This is a genomic window from Cytobacillus oceanisediminis (assembly GCF_004366035.1).
In the GTDB taxonomy this organism is placed as follows: Bacteria; Bacillota; Bacilli; order Bacillales; family Cytobacillaceae; genus Cytobacillus; species Cytobacillus oceanisediminis_C.
Genome location: NZ_SOEE01000042.1, coordinates 1,872 through 3,098, shown reverse-complemented (window position 1 = coordinate 3,098; position 1,227 = coordinate 1,872). Strand labels below are relative to the sequence as shown.

At 51.2% G+C, this 1,227-nt stretch carries 1 rRNA gene (cut by a window edge); it reads right to left on the bottom strand.

The features are described 5' to 3' along the window. Positions 1–1,225 (bottom strand): 23S ribosomal RNA (locus DFO72_RS28915); its annotated part reaches 1,404 nt to the left of the window's first position; the annotation flags it as partial. Positions 1,226–1,227 lie beyond the last annotated feature (2 nt).

Below are 1,227 nucleotides of genomic sequence, written 5' to 3'. Positions count from 1 at the left end.
TCGAAAGATGTCAATCCACAGCTTCGGTGATACGTTTAGCCCCGGTACATTTTCGGCGCGGAGTCACTCGACCAGTGAGCTATTACGCACTCTTTAAATGGTGGCTGCTTCTAAGCCAACATCCTGGTTGTCTAAGCAACTCCACATCCTTTTCCACTTAACGTATACTTTGGGACCTTAGCTGGTGGTCTGGGCTGTTTCCCTCTTGACTACGGATCTTATCACTCGCAGTCTGACTCCCATGGATAAGTCTTTGGCATTCGGAGTTTGTCTGAATTCGGTAACCCGATGGGGGCCCCTAGTCCAAACAGTGCTCTACCTCCAAGACTCTTACTACATGAGGCTAGCCCTAAAGCTATTTCGGAGAGAACCAGCTATCTCCAAGTTCGATTGGAATTTCTCCGCTACCCACACCTCATCCCCGCACTTTTCAACGTGCGTGGGTTCGGGCCTCCATCCAGTGTTACCTGGACTTCACCCTGGACATGGGTAGATCACCTGGTTTCGGGTCTACGACCACATACTCATTCGCCCTATTCAGACTCGCTTTCGCTGCGGCTCCGTCTCATCAACTTAACCTCGCATGTAATCGTAACTCGCCGGTTCATTCTACAAAAGGCACGCTATCACCCATTAACGGGCTCTAACTACTTGTAGGCACACGGTTTCAGGATCTCTTTCACTCCCCTTCCGGGGTGCTTTTCACCTTTCCCTCACGGTACTGGTTCACTATCGGTCACTAGGGAGTATTTAGCCTTGGGAGATGGTCCTCCCTGCTTCCGACGGGATTTCTCGTGTCCCGCCGTACTCAGGATCCACTCTGGAGGGAACGAAGTTTCAACTACAGGGCTTTTACCTTCTCTGGCCGGCCTTTCCAGACCTGTTCATTTACCTCGTTCCTTTGTAACTCCGTATAGAGTGTCCTACAACCCCAGGAGGCAAGCCTCCTGGTTTGGGCTAATCCCGTTTCGCTCGCCGCTACTCAGGGAATCGCGTTTGCTTTCTCTTCCTCCGGGTACTTAGATGTTTCAGTTCCCCGGGTCTGCCTTCCATACCCTATGTATTCAGGTAAAGATCCTATCCCATTACGGATAGGGGGTTTCCCCATTCGGAAATCTCCGGATCAAAGCTTACTTACAGCTCCCCGAAGCATATCGGTGTTAGTACCGTCCTTCATCGGCTCCTAGTGCCAAGGCATTCACCGTGCGCCCTTTCTAACTTAACCTT